This window comes from Levilactobacillus huananensis, assembly GCF_003946145.1.
GTDB classification, from domain to species: Bacteria; Bacillota; Bacilli; order Lactobacillales; family Lactobacillaceae; genus Levilactobacillus; species Levilactobacillus huananensis.
This window is the reverse complement of the sequence record NZ_RHOC01000010.1, coordinates 1-12,938: the sequence shown is the minus strand read 5'-3', so window position 1 is coordinate 12,938 and position 12,938 is coordinate 1. Positions and strand designations below refer to the sequence as shown.

General features: G+C 48.1%; 8 protein-coding genes, 4 tRNA genes and 1 rRNA gene. All 13 read right to left on the bottom strand.

What is annotated here, in order from left to right:
* Positions 1-20: 20 nt before the first annotated feature.
* A complete protein-coding gene (gene proC, locus EKM71_RS08355) occupies positions 21-824 on the bottom strand; it encodes a pyrroline-5-carboxylate reductase (RefSeq protein ID WP_125574149.1) in 804 nt (267 codons plus the stop codon).
* Positions 825-2,774, bottom strand: a complete 1,950-nt coding sequence (locus EKM71_RS08350; RefSeq protein ID WP_125574148.1) for a S9 family peptidase — start codon at positions 2,772-2,774, stop codon at positions 825-827. It abuts the gene before it with no gap.
* Between the two features lie 284 nt (positions 2,775-3,058).
* A complete protein-coding gene (locus EKM71_RS11085) occupies positions 3,059-5,752 on the bottom strand; it encodes a leucine-rich repeat protein (RefSeq protein WP_164504765.1) in 2,694 nt (897 codons plus the stop codon).
* 93 nt (positions 5,753-5,845) lie between these two features.
* A complete protein-coding gene (locus EKM71_RS08335) occupies positions 5,846-8,365 on the bottom strand; it encodes a leucine-rich repeat domain-containing protein (protein WP_125574147.1) in 2,520 nt (839 codons plus the stop codon).
* Positions 8,366-8,877: 512 nt separating this feature from the next.
* Positions 8,878-8,949: transfer RNA gene (locus EKM71_RS08330), tRNA-Gln, on the bottom strand.
* 10 nt (positions 8,950-8,959) lie between these two features.
* Positions 8,960-9,042: transfer RNA gene (locus EKM71_RS08325), tRNA-Tyr, on the bottom strand.
* Positions 9,043-9,122: 80 nt separating this feature from the next.
* Positions 9,123-9,929 carry a metallophosphoesterase gene (locus EKM71_RS08320; RefSeq protein ID WP_318530885.1) on the bottom strand — a complete coding sequence of 269 codons (807 nt, stop codon included), beginning with the start codon at positions 9,927-9,929 and terminating at the stop codon, positions 9,123-9,125.
* A gap of 75 nt (positions 9,930-10,004) precedes the next feature.
* Positions 10,005-11,486: a peptide MFS transporter gene (locus tag EKM71_RS08315; RefSeq protein WP_125574145.1), complete on the bottom strand. Its 1,482-nt coding sequence runs from the start codon at positions 11,484-11,486 to the stop codon at positions 10,005-10,007.
* Positions 11,487-11,797: 311 nt separating this feature from the next.
* Complete coding sequence (locus tag EKM71_RS08310; RefSeq protein ID WP_125574144.1) at positions 11,798-12,100, bottom strand: PTS lactose/cellobiose transporter subunit IIA; 303 nt, start codon at positions 12,098-12,100, stop codon at positions 11,798-11,800.
* Between the two features lies 1 nt (position 12,101).
* Positions 12,102-12,425 carry a PTS sugar transporter subunit IIB gene (locus tag EKM71_RS08305; RefSeq protein ID WP_125574143.1) on the bottom strand — a complete coding sequence of 108 codons (324 nt, stop codon included), beginning with the start codon at positions 12,423-12,425 and terminating at the stop codon, positions 12,102-12,104.
* Between the two features lie 250 nt (positions 12,426-12,675).
* Positions 12,676-12,748: transfer RNA gene (locus EKM71_RS08300), tRNA-Thr, on the bottom strand.
* A gap of 26 nt (positions 12,749-12,774) precedes the next feature.
* A tRNA-Asn gene (locus EKM71_RS08295) sits at positions 12,775-12,847 on the bottom strand.
* Between the two features lie 6 nt (positions 12,848-12,853).
* Positions 12,854-12,938 (bottom strand): 5S ribosomal RNA (rrf, locus tag EKM71_RS11345); the annotation flags it as partial.

The window sequence follows — 12,938 nt, the reverse complement described above, 5'->3', positions numbered from 1 at the left end:
TGCAACTCACGCGATCTAAACTAAGCTGGACCCCCAGCATCCCGTTTGATCGTGGCGTCGATTCCCTTAACCACGGCGGTCATTAATCCCGCCTCTTCCATCGCCAGCAAGCCAGCCACAGTACTACCACCGGGCGAGGAAACTTGGTCAATAAGTTCAAAGGGAATCTTGTGACTGCTAAGCACCATCTTGGCGGACCCCAAAGTGGCCTGCGCGGCAATCTGGGTCGCTTGAGCCTTAGTCAACCCGTGCTTAACACCGGCCCGACTTAGGCTGTCGATGAAGAAGTCAATGTAGGCGGGCGAGCTGCCGGCCAGGGCACTGAAGACGCCAAATTGGTCTTCAGCCAGTTCGGTCGTATCGCCAATCGTGTTGAAAACCCGCAGTGCTGCGGCTAAGTTGTCACCATTCAGGGCGGCGTTGGCAGCAACCGCGGTCATCCCTGCTCCTACTTCGACGTTGACGTTTGGCAGCGTCCGTAACGTTGGGACTGAATTGCCAACGAGATCGGCGATGTCGCTGAGCGACAGCCCAGCCACAATCGAGAGTAACACCTTGTTAGTCCCGTCCAAATCAGCCTTAATTTCCTTTAAAACGGCTGGGGCCACGTTCGGTGTTACGGCGAGGACCACGAGATCACTGGTCTGAACCACCTTTTGGTTGCTAAGCGCGGCTACGAGACCATGTTCTTGCGCGTAAGGCTGGTAACTCTCCTGCCGATGACTGTGAACCACGATCTCCGTGGGCGCAAATGTCTGGGCCTGTAATAAGCCGCCAATAATAGCGCGAGCCATCCCGCCAACACCGATAAATCCAATCTTCATTTAAATTTCCTCCTGCGGTAGGTGATCCTTAAACCACCGATTGATTTGTTTTAATCGTTCAATTCTTAAGTTTGGTAAGCCCGATCGGGACAATTCGTGAGTCGATTCTGGGAAGAGGACCAGCTGGGTATCCACACCAGTCTCCTTTAAACCCACGTAAAAAGCCATCCCTTGCGTTGTCGGACTGCGTCGGTCTGATTCACCATGTAGAATTAGAATTGGCGTAGACGCGTCCTTAACGTGGGCTAACGGTGACAATGCCCACAGGGCTGCCACATTTGTCATGTCCTGAGCCATTTCCCATTTGGTGAAAAAGTAGCCGATGTCACTGGTACCATAGAAACTCACCCAGTCTGAAATTGAGCGCTGCGTCACAGCCGCTGCGAAGCGCGTCGTGTGGGTCTCAATCCAGTTGGTCATAAAACCACCATATGACCCGCCAGTCACACAGAGTTGTTGCGGATCAATAGTCGGATCGTATTTTAGCGCCGCATCAGTCCCAGCCATCAAATCGGCAAAGTCTCCTTCACCGTAATGCCCAATCACCGCAGCTGAGAAATCCTGACCGTAACCCGTACTACCCCGAGGATCAACAGCGATCACGCCATAGCCCTGGCCAACCAAGTACTGGAATTCATGATAGAAGCTATACCCATAGTTCACCTCAGGGCCACCGTGGATATAGAGAATTGCCGGATGCTTCGTTTGCGGCGTTACCGGTGGGAAGTACCATCCGGTAACTGGAAAGTCAGCGCTCTGGAAGGTAAAGCGTTGTCCGGCTACGAGGGCATGCGTTGCCTCGTACTGCGCATTGGGATTAACCAACTCGCGTTCCACCATCGTCGTCAAATCGAGGACCTTCAACCGGCTAACGCTGGTCATTGTCGTTTCGGTAAAGACAATTGTGTGGTCATCGACGACGGAAAAGTCTGTGATGCCACGATCGCCATCAAGTAGCGGTGTTACCCGGTCTCCGAGCATCGTCTGACACATCAATGATACTCGTCCAGCCACATTTTCCAAGGTTAAAAGAGTCTCGGCATTCAGCCAGGCCACTGATTGGCCCGACTGCCCGTGCTGACTATCATTGGTCAGTTTGTCCCCAACCTCAACATCTCGTGGTGCGGTCACATCTGTCAATTGGCCATTGGTCAGATCAACCACCCAGGCGTGGGCTTGAGCCACATCCATGATGTGATTATCTAGCCCCCACATGGCCACGTGTGTGCCGTCAGGGCTAAGGACGGCACTGTCGAAGGTTCCTTGGGCCACAGCGGCATTCAGCAACCGATCGCCATTGCCATCGAAAGTATGCCAATAGACCCCCTCACTGAAATCCTGATCATCGTCAGGCAGTCGTTTACGACCATAAACCAGGCCCTGTGCGTTGGCCGCCATGACCTGAAATTCAGTCGACTGCTCCAAGACTACCGACTGGTCACCAGTCTGACAATCATAACGCAAACACTGGTAAGTCAGACCTTGCGGCAGAATACCCGCGCCATTTTCCTGATACCATAGACGCGTCACAACATGGGGTTGTGGAAATTCAGCAACTTTGGGTTCACCCACGACCGTTTGAAAATAGAGCACATGTCCATCTTTGGCCCAGACTGGGGTATCAATATCACGGTCCCCCTTGGTCAATTGCACGGGAGCACCCCCGCTCAAATCGACTCGAAAGAGCTGCGTATGATCACCGATCTGGCCGATAAAGGCCAAATAGCGGTGGTCATGACTCAACGTCAGCTGAGAAACACTCACACCTTCCGGACTCCAACGCCGCCGATCAGCCCCAGTGGCCAAACTGACACTAAAAATACTGGACTGGTTACAATTCCGTTGCTGGTCTAGGTGGCTCTCTAGGTAGTAGACCCGTTGCCCGTCACTCACCGGTTGAGCTAGTGAACGCAAGGCAAACAGGTCTTCTGGCTTCACGATTTCTGACATCACAAGACCCCCACTTTCCCCGTTAGGATACGAAATGGTCTGGCACAATTATTAAGTTGACTTTAGCGAAGTTCCTCACAATTGTCAATTTTTCCTACCGGTTGCACACTGGTCCCAGCCAATCCTAGTTGGCCTTTCAAGGGGCAGTGCACTGAAAGCTGTGGATAGTCTTCGGGTGATATGGGCATCAAGTCTGAAAATCACACCCTGCGTTTCATTTCTTTTAGGGACATAGAAAAGACCCGCAACGGTCACCCGTCACAGGCCTTACACATGATATTAAGTTAATTTTTGCGTCGGCGATCGGCTAGGCCTAACCAACTCAATAGGCTGAGGCCCAGTAGTCCCAACCACTGCCATAGCGATTGTTGCTCGCTGGTCTGCGGAAGCATCGCAGTCGTCTGCCGGTTAGAACTCTGGTTCGCTTTGTTTGTCGTTCTAGCGGACGCGGTCGTCAGTGACCGACGATTACCAGTTCCTAACGATTGACTAGTACCATGATGCTGATTAGCTGGTGTGCCCTTAGAGGTTGCTTTAGTTGCCGCCGTGGGCTTCTTAGCTGGTTCCGTTGGCTTGGCAGGCTTCGTTGTTGGCTTACCAGGTTTGGTTGGCTTGGTTGGCGTCGTTGGATCGACAGGCTTGTTCGGATCGTCTGGATTCACCGGGGTTACCGGGGTGCTTGGATCCGTCTTCTCTGGAACTAGGTTAAGCTCGAGATCCTGCGTCCCATAATTTCCTTCACTCTGATCACCGGTATCACTTGAAGTGAGTACCAATGATAAGCTACCAGACGTTTTACCGGCCGGTAGCGTGAGTACGTCATTAACCGCATCATACCTGAGGGTCTCACCGTTTTGCGTCGCAAAGGATAAGTTCCCCAATGGCAGATTTTGCAAGCCTAACTTTTCTATGATAGCCGCTCTAACTGCTAAGGCCGTGCCCCCTGTTGTCTTAACTGTCACGTCTTTAAGACTCTTCTGTGCTGCAAAGGCATCCCCAGGGTCTTGCGGTCCGTTAGGATTATTGGGATCTACTGGCGTTCCAGAAAAAGAAGCAATCGGTGTGGTCGAATTGATCCGTTGTAAATCGTTCCCTACAAAGGCATGGTTTCCTAGGTTAGCCACCTGACTGCCAAACTGCACAGTCTCCAGATCGTTATCCTCAAAGGCTCCCGTCCCGATATCTGTGACCGAGTCAGGTAACGTGAGTGTTCCGGCCAAAGCATTACGTCTAAATGCTCTGTCGCCAATCGTCTTCACATGCTTACCCAGAGTCAATGTCGTGAGTTGGTTTGTCTGGGAAGTATCGTCCCCACCAAAAGCATCGGAACCAATCGTCGTTACCGCGTTAGGGATACTTAGTTTTCCCTTTAATTGGTTACCTGCAAAAGCCGAGTTTCCAATGGTCGTTAACTTCGATCCATCGGCCGATCCCAAATTAAGATTGGTCAGCTTATTGGCTTGAAAAGCACCATCACCAATTGACTTAACGGTATCGGGGATGACTAGCGTTTCCAAATCATTACCAGCAAACGCCGATTTTCCAATATTATCTAGCGTCACGGCATCAGTGGTTCCTAGAATGAGACCCGTTAACTGATTATTTTCAAAGGCACCATCACCAATTGATTTAACGGTATCGGGAATCGTCACCTGTCCAACTATTGCGTCTCCAGAGAAAGCTTGATCACCAATCGAAAAAATATTTTTACCAATTGTCAGCTTACTTAACTGCTTATTATTGGCGAACGCACCAGTTCCAATAGTAAATTCAGAATTTGTGTTTTCTGGCTCAACTTGATCCGGAATCTCAATACTGGTCAAGTCATTATCTGCAAAAGCAGACCCACCAATCGTAATCAGGTGAGACCCCAATGTCACAGACTTGAGGCCGTTCCCTTGGAAGGCCCCAACGCCGATAGTTTTAACCGAATCTGGTATAGTCACCGATGAAAGACTATCTTTTTCAAAAGCTGAATCACCAATCGTTGTGAGCTGAGATCCGAGCTTTACTGTAGCTAGCAAACTATTTTGGGCAAAGGCATCTTTTCCAATTGTTGTGACCGAATCCGGAATGATCACTTCCGTAAGATTGTTCTTTTCAAAAGCCGACTCACTAATCGTGGTGGTTCTGGCTCCCAAATGCAGCATCTTCATACCATTGTTAGCAAAGGCTTCCGCACCAATAACCGTTACGTTGTCGGGAAGCACGACGTCGGTCAAATTATTCCCAGCGAAAGCATCGGTCCCAATCCCCCACATGCCGGAAGGCTCAAAAGTTACCGAAGTTAATTTGACGCCGGTATCTGCAAAATTAAAGGCATTAGCCCCAATCTGATACACATCTTCGCCGTTCACCTTAGCTGGAATGGTGATTTTCGTTGCAGTCCCCTTGTATCCAGTAATAACGTGGTCGGAAATAACAAAATCACTGTCGGTCGTGATTGCTGGCGTATCATCCGGCGCAACTGCCATTCTTGACGCCGGAAGTGCTGCGTACAAACTAGAATCATACATTCTCGTACGATTCAAGATCTCCTCATCATTGATTTGATATGCCTGGACTGGCGGAGTCACCACTGAACTTGGTAACGCATCAGCTGACACGTCAGCGAAATCAGTTATCGTTCTCTCTGGTTGGCCCGGTGCAATTTTTGACTGTTCTGCAGGCGCTTTTTCCTGAGTCGCCGTACTAGAGGCTGGTGCTGCCTGTGATTTTTCCGGAGCAGCACTCCTTGCTTGAATGGTTTTTCCCTCAGCACCACTTGCGGCACTGCTAGGCGTCTCACCCCCTGTTTCTGACGTCCCACTCGCAGGTGCCGTTGTGTTGCCACTAATATTTTCGTTAGTTAGTGTGGCAGCCCGTGCTGTGGTGCCCAAAGTCAGTCCCGCTCCCAGCGCTATGCCTGTCAGGCCAACTACCAGCCATTGTTTCTTAGCCTTATACATTTTATAGTGCTGTTGCGTTCCATTTGGCATTATTTCTTACCGTCTCTTTCATTTGAAATAATTGGTCGATTAAGCGAAACAGGCCTGGCATGGTCTCAGGCCTGTTTCGTGATTAGTTATGCTTTAATCTTGGCGTCTGCGTAATAGGCCCCAGGTGCCCAATAATCCTAATAAGGAGCCCAACCAAGTGAAGATACTTCTTCGTTCATCTGTTTGGGGCAATGTCTGATTTGTCGTTGTCACGACAGTCTTCGTGATCGTGACAACTTGCCTAGTTTCACTTGTTTCAAGTGGTGATTGGCTCAGAACCCTCTGTTGTGTAGATGAAGTGACAGGACTTATTACCCTAAACACAGTTGCCAGTGGCGTTGCGTATTCCCAAGAGACGTTGCCCGTGGCATGAGCATGATGGTTCGCCATTTCGATCGGACCAACTACCAGCGGCTGAATCTTAACAGCCATTGGCCCGGGCGTAATGATTTCATGCGGATCGCTAGGATCCACCGGCGTTACGATTGGATCTGTGGTTGGGCCTGTTATTGGATCCGTGGTCGGGTCTGTGGTCGGATCCGTTATTGGGTCCGTGGTCGGATCTGTTGTCGGGTCTGTTATTTGGTCCGTGGTCGGATCCGTGGTCGGGTCATGACCCGGTGGGGTTAAATCCGGGATTCGATTAAGCGCCAGCAGCAACTCGTCGACCCCATAGCGTCCGGTATCCGTACTGTCAGAAGATAGGCTCAATTCAACCTGATCTTCATAGGCCACTTCAATCGGTAAAGTTAAGGTATCGCTGTATTCGTCATACTTCAAGGTCTCACCATTCAACTTAAATTGCAAATTGGCTAGTTTTGAGACTGGCAATCCCAAGCGCTCGGCAATCGCTGCCTTGACGTTAGCTGCCTTAACTCCCTGAATTGTGACGGTAACGCCTGTCAGGACACCTTGGTGAGCAAAGGCATTGTCCCCTGTCGTTCCGATATCTTTAGTGACCTGAATATTTTGTAAATTGTTATAAGCAAAGGCTTCATCACCCAAACTTTCAAGTGGGTTACCAATAATTAATTCAGTAAGTGCATTGGCGTAAAAATCCTGTTTCCCAATATTAACAATCGTCTTAGGAATGATCAGAGTGCCTTTGAGGTCATTGTAAGCAAAGACACTCTCCCCCAGAGAAATCGTCTGTTCATTCCAATCAATCCCGGTTAATTGGTTATAACTAAAGGCGCCATCCCCAATCGCCGTGAGATTAGTTGGTAGACGCAACGTCCCACTCAACTTATTCTTGGCAAAGGTAGATGTCCCAATCGTCGTGACGTTCGAACCGAGATCGACACCCGTCAGCTGATTGTTAGCAAAGGCACTGTCCCCAATGTTTTCGACAGAGTCTGGTAACTTGAGTACGCCACTAAATTGATTGCTTTCGAAGACACCGTTGTTGATCTTAGAGATCGCTGAGTTGAAGGTCGCCCCCGTTAACTCGTTATTGGCAAAGGCCCGGTCACCTAACGCCGTTAATTCAGCCGGCAAGACCACATTACCCGCGATGCGGTTAGTGTTGAAAGCATCCGTGCCAATCGTCCGAAGTTTGGCGTTCAGTGTGACTTTAGTTAACTGGTTATTTTGAAATGCACCATCGCCTAAGTTAATCAGCGTGGTTGGCAAGACCAGGTCCCCATTGATTTGATTGTCAGCAAAGGCACTGGTTCCAATTCGCTGTAGCTTATCACCCAGGGTTAGCTGTGTGATGGCGTTTCGATTGAAAGCACGGTCCCCAATACCAGTGGCGGTGTCCGGAACCACAACCTTGATTAACTTATTACCCGCAAAAGCATCCTCGTCAATCTGCTCGATGCGATTTAATTCCACCGTGGTTAATTGGTTATCCTCGAAAGCACCTGCCTTAATGGACCAGGTGCTGTTCGGCAAAATCAGTGACGTCAGGTTATTGTGCGCAAAGGCGTTCGCCCCAATCCACTGAATGTTGGCGCCCAATGTGACAGCGGTCAGCGCCTTCACAATGCCCAAATGATTATCATTTCCAGCAACATTGTTGAAGGCATTGGCGGCAATTCCTGTAACGGCCTTTCCCAAATAGGTATCGGGAATGGTAATGGCCGTGGCGTAGCCGCCTTGAGGAGCCGAACCATCGGCCTGTTGTTGAGCGTTACCCGTGTAACCAGTGACAATGTATGTACCGTCCTTATCCTGGCTATAACTAAAGTCTGACTTCACATTAACAACTTTATCCGTTTTCGTTTCCACATTCGTCGGCTGTGCCGGTGTGACTGGATTTACTGACGTCGTTTTTTTATTAGGTCGCTCATTAGCCGCGTCTGCTTTAACCTTATCATCCGTCAGGGACGGATGATAAGGTTGGTTATCACCGTTTTCCCCATCTGATTGCATTTCAGACTCCGAATCAGCCTCTGCGTTATCAGGGGCAGCCCGCTTTTCTTGAGCAATTTTGGTTGCGGGCAGTTGCTGGTTAACAGACGTTCCTTCAGTTGTTGTCGCTGCATGGACCGGCTGAGTGGACACCAAAAAAACTGTACTAAAGCCGACGACCATCGTGACGCTAGCGTAAAGCCATTTGCGTGGCACTTGCGTCAACTGCATCGTTTTTCTTTGTTCTTGCTTTAACATGATGGCTGTCGTCCCTTCTTTCTACCTGTATCGGTTATTATCCTAGATTAAGGAAACAACACCGTTTATCGTGCGTACACTAAATTCACTCATTATCTTTTTACAAATTATTCGATACTGAACCTCATGATTATCCTAGCACTTCACTCATTATTTTCCAGTAACCCCTGAACACTGATGGGGGTAATCATTTCACCTATATTAGACGCAACTGATTGTACGTTTATCATAAATTTATGACTATTCGCTAACTGTAAGCCTCCCTTTGACAGACACCTTCAAGAAAAATGAACTTGACCACATTTTGGGGAAAACGTGGGAAAAAAACTTTTTTTGTTTTCTGAGAACGTAACTAATCAATTATCACATTTTCTTATCGGAAACCAATCAAATCACCGTCCACAACGGTCTTAGTCTTTAATTGATCTGTCACCTATTTAACTCATTCTCCCAAGGTGGAAACGCCTAATTTTGGACACAAAAAAACAGCCACACACAGTGACTGTTAGGAGTTGGGCTAGCTGGGTTCGAACCAGCGCATGACAGGATCAAAACCTGTTGCCTTACCACTTGGCTATAGCCCAATAATAAAAATGGTGGGGAGTGGATTCGAACCACCGAACCCGAAGGAGCGGATTTACAGTCCGCCGCGTTTAGCCAGACTTCGCTACCCCACCAAAATGAAACGTCGAAACGAATCAACGTTTATTATCATACAGAATTCTGCATAAATCGTCAAGCATTTTTTGTCATGTTTTTAGTTTAAATTTAAAATTCGAACCCGTTGCTGCCATTCTGCTGAAAAATCAGCCTGCGTCCATTCGTTAATTCGCCGATTGTGATAGCCAACCGCTTGATCGTAGTACCAGGAGCCAGCTAATTGACGAGGTGTAAAGTGGCGGTGAACGTGACCAAAAAGGACCGTTTCAACCTGATTTTTCGCCAAAAGATCTCCCATCTGAGGACTACCTAACAGCGCGTTGGCCATATTCCAGAAGCGATTATCATCCGTGTAGCGAATAAACTCCCGCCGTGGTACAAAGTGCGTCATGAAGAGCACCCGTTTGCCCGCTTCTCGTGCTAAGTCGAGTTGATCTTGAATTAGGGGGAGCTCCACCGCCAATCGTTCCGGATCAGACTGTGGCTGTGAAATACTACCATCTACCCAGAAGGCACGCTTCCATGTCGCAAAATCCCGGCCTGGTAAGTTATCAGCAAAACCGTAATCATACCAACCATTGTTTCCCACAATTCGCCAGTTGGTTTCGGTGATATCTAAAAACTGGCGATGAAGATAGGTTGGTCCCAGAGACGTCCCTAACTCATCGTAGGTGACGTCATGGAGCATATCATGATTCCCAGCTACGAAGCGGACCTGTGCGGGCGCTAAAGCCGCCTGCATACGTTCGGCATAGGCCAGTGACTGAGCAAAGTGATTACTGATATCCCCCGCAATGAGGTACACCCCTACTCGGTGTTGTTTTAGCCAAGCCACGTGGGCCGGGATAACGGTTTCAAGGTCTTGATGATTCACGTCAAAATGAAGATCACTGACTAATGCCACTTTAACCAAGGAAAAACCTCCTCCACAAAAAAAGTGCTACTCCCATAGAGTAGCACTTTTTACCGGTTTAATTGACTATTTAATTCCGGCCATTAAATTCTTAATAGGTTTTACCAGTGCAAACAGGATCAGTCCAGCAACGAGAGCCACAATGGCGACACCCAGGAAGTATGCACCTTCGTTACCTGGCGTGTACAGCTTAACAGCTTGAGCGTTAACAGCTTGCCCAGCAGCATCGGCCAAGAACCACATACTCATCATTTGAGATTGGAAGGCCTTTGGTGCCAACTTAGTCGTCACAGACAACCCAATTGGGGAAATCAACAGTTCGGCGATTTCAACGATTGCCCAACTCCCGACTAACCACAGTGGGCTAATCTTAGCATCCGTCCCAAACAATGTTACAGGAACAACCATCAGTAAGAAGGAAGCCCCAGCAAATAACATCCCAGTGGCAAACTTAGCTGGTGAACTTGGTTGCTTCTTGCCCCAACGGTTCCACAACATTGCAAAGAATGGCGTGTAAATCAGGATGAACAGTGGGTTTAACATCTGGTACCAAGAAGGTAAGATGTGGAAGCCCATGAAGTTATTGTTCGTTTGGTTAGCAGCAAATAAGGCTAACACGGATGACCCTTGTTCTTCAATTGCCCAGAAGATCGTTGCGGCAATGAAGAGTCCAAGGTAAGCCCAGACGTGCTTTCTTTCGGTTGGCGTAACCTTCTTACTCGTCAGGAAGATAACGAAGTAGATCACAGGTGCGGCCAAGGCAATCGTAGAAAGTAACATCACGAAATTGTTTAAGTTCAGAGAACCTAACAAGAACATCAAGAGAACGACTAACCCGAAGGCAACTAAGCCAACGAGTGAACGAACCGTTAACTTGGACATGTCACCTGGTTCCAAGGGGTCGGTTGGGTAAAGACTTTCCTTACTCAGGTACTTCTTTCCACCATACCAGTATTGAATTAAACCAAGGAACATTCCGATAGCAGCCAGAGAGAACCCTAAATGGAAGTTGTACTTCAGACCTAACCAGCCAACGATCAGTGGTGCGACCAGAGAACCTAAGTTAATCCCGAAGACAAAGATAGTAAACCCGGCATCCCGTCGAGTATCGCCTTCATCATAGAGACCCCCAACCATTTCAGAAACGTTAGGCTTCAACAGCCCAGTCCCTAAGACAATCAAGAGAATGGAGATAAAGAGTGCCATAGCACCGGCAGGAATGGACAAAGCAATATGCCCGAACATAATTAAAACCCCACCAATGAAGACAGTCTTACGACTCCCCCAGACACGGTCACTTAAGTAACCACCTAAAACGGATGCCAGGTAAACCATGGACCCATAGATGGACATAACCGAAGCAGCCGTGGCTTGGTCGAAGCCCAGACCACCCTTAGTAACAGAGTAGTACATGTAGTAGATAAGGATGGCCCGCATCCCGTAGTAACTGAACCGTTCCCACATTTCAGTGAAGAACAGCGTCGATAACCCTCGCGGTTGACCAAAGAAAGTGCGATCTTGGGTAGGCGTTTCTGGTTTGTTATTCAAAACGATAATACCTCCAGTACGATTGTTAAAATGAATATTTTTATTTTTGTCTCGTCGCCAAGAAAAAGGCGACAGTCACGGTGTCTCATAGACCTCTAATAAAACATAGTAGTAATTATACTGCATGAAGTGCCGTTACGCAACGGTTTTCGGTAGAAAAAGCGTCGCATACCGCGTCACGCCTAGGAAAAAATAATGATGAAAGCATTAGCTGTCTCATGCAATCCTCTTATTTTTTATTCATTTCTAATCTGATTGACTATTATACTTTTAATGAATAAAGTTACGGTGAATATAAAAAGACGTCGTGATTAGTCGACGTCTTTCACTTGTTTTAGATTTAATAGTTGAATTAACTCAAAATTGCTTTCTACCGCCATGAGGCTATCCATTGCATGAATCACTAGGATATCGGGATCGAGCCCCTTAGATGTCAACTCAGCCATGATTTTAGTCTGAAACTGATGCGCTGTGACTAACTTGGTTCGACACGGCGCTAACCCACCAGTCGGCGTCAGCTCTCCAGCAGCTGCTGCTTTAAGCAACAGTTGCTTCGCCTCCCCCGCTGCTAACAGAAGTTGCATCGCCAGTTGCGTGACCGTTGCAGGCGTCATTTTAGTAAGCCACTTCGGGGTGAACGGCTAGTTGCTTACAAGTGAACTTCACGAGAGCCTGACTGTTTAGCCAACCATAGATATCATTAGGAATCACGGCCATTGGTACTCGGTCGCCAATCTTGGCTTGAATTTCGGCTTGATAGGCCACCTGTGGCGTCAACAAGACTAAATCTTGGTCGTCCAACAATTCTGGTGTTAACTCCAAATAACTCACTGCCTGAAAGTGTAATGGTACCCGTTGTGTTTCCGATACCCGCTTTGCTTCCCCGATAAACAAATGGCTTGAGATTCCTTGACCGCAAACTAACAGAATGTTTTTCATGATGGCAACTCCCTATCCTTTTCTAGTTACTCTCAGAATAGCACTAACACACCTATACCACAATAGATTTATTAATAAAATCAATTCATCATTACTTTTAATTAATGTTGGTATGACGGCGTTCTCGTTTCTATACCAATTGGTATAGAAATTTTAGACCAATTTTTAATCACCTAGACAATTCACTGAACACCCGCATACTTTTTAGAAACAAAAAAAGCTTCTAGTCAACGACTAGAAGCTTATCTGATGCCGGCTGAGGAATTCGAATCCCCGACCCTCGGTTTACGATACCGATGCTCTACCAGCTGAGCTAAGCCGGCATATCTGGCTAACGTGGTTAACCCGACTCCGGCAGGCGGGCTCGAACCGTCGACAACCTGATTAACAGTCAGGTGCTCTACCAACTGAGCTATGCCGGAATAATCGCGTAGCGACGTCCTATCCTCGCAGGGGGCGATCCCCCAACTACTATCAGCGTGCTGAAGCTTAACTTCCGTGTTCGGCATGGGA

Coding starts and splice junctions, on each gene's coding strand:
- proC (WP_125574149.1), bottom strand. CDS start 824: ATGAAGATTGGATTTATCGGTGTTGGCGGGATGGCTCGCGCTATTATT.
- EKM71_RS08350 (WP_125574148.1), bottom strand. CDS start 2,774: ATGTCAGAAATCGTGAAGCCAGAAGACCTGTTTGCCTTGCGTTCACTA.
- EKM71_RS11085 (WP_164504765.1), bottom strand. CDS start 5,752: ATGCCAAATGGAACGCAACAGCACTATAAAATGTATAAGGCTAAGAAA.
- EKM71_RS08335 (WP_125574147.1), bottom strand. CDS start 8,365: ATGTTAAAGCAAGAACAAAGAAAAACGATGCAGTTGACGCAAGTGCCA.
- EKM71_RS08310 (WP_125574144.1), bottom strand. CDS start 12,100: ATGACGCCTGCAACGGTCACGCAACTGGCGATGCAACTTCTGTTAGCA.
- EKM71_RS08305 (WP_125574143.1), bottom strand. CDS start 12,425: ATGAAAAACATTCTGTTAGTTTGCGGTCAAGGAATCTCAAGCCATTTG.